The organism is Pseudomonas sp. GW456-12-10-14-LB2 (assembly GCF_002884345.1).
GTDB lineage: Bacteria > Pseudomonadota > Gammaproteobacteria > Pseudomonadales > Pseudomonadaceae > Aquipseudomonas > Aquipseudomonas paraglycinae.
The window spans coordinates 1-282 of the sequence record NZ_POHV01000117.1 but is presented as its reverse complement, the minus strand read 5'-3'; the positions used below and the strand labels follow the sequence as shown (position 1 = coordinate 282).

1 protein-coding gene is annotated in these 282 nt (G+C 66.7%); it reads left to right on the top strand.

The window, feature by feature from the left end; genetic code table 11:
- Positions 1 to 282, top strand: a 282-nt coding sequence (locus C1X29_RS28335) for an aminotransferase class V-fold PLP-dependent enzyme (RefSeq protein ID WP_146023296.1), incomplete at both ends; no start/stop codon positions are given.

Here is a 282-nt window from a genome sequence, read left to right as displayed (position 1 = left end):
CCTTACACGCGCCTGCCCGCGCCCGCGGAGATCAAGATCGGCGCCGACGCCGCCTACGTGCACATGACGTCCAACAACACCATCTTCGGGACGCAGTGGCACGCGCTCCCGGACGCGAAGGGCCGCCCGCTCGTCTCCGACATGTCCTCGGATATCCTGTGCCGCCCGCTCGACGTCTCCAAGCACGCGCTGATCTACGCCGGCGCGCAGAAGAACCTCGGCCCCTCCGGCCTGACGGTCGTGGTCTTGGACAAGGAATGGCTTAAAAGCGCCCGTCAGGAT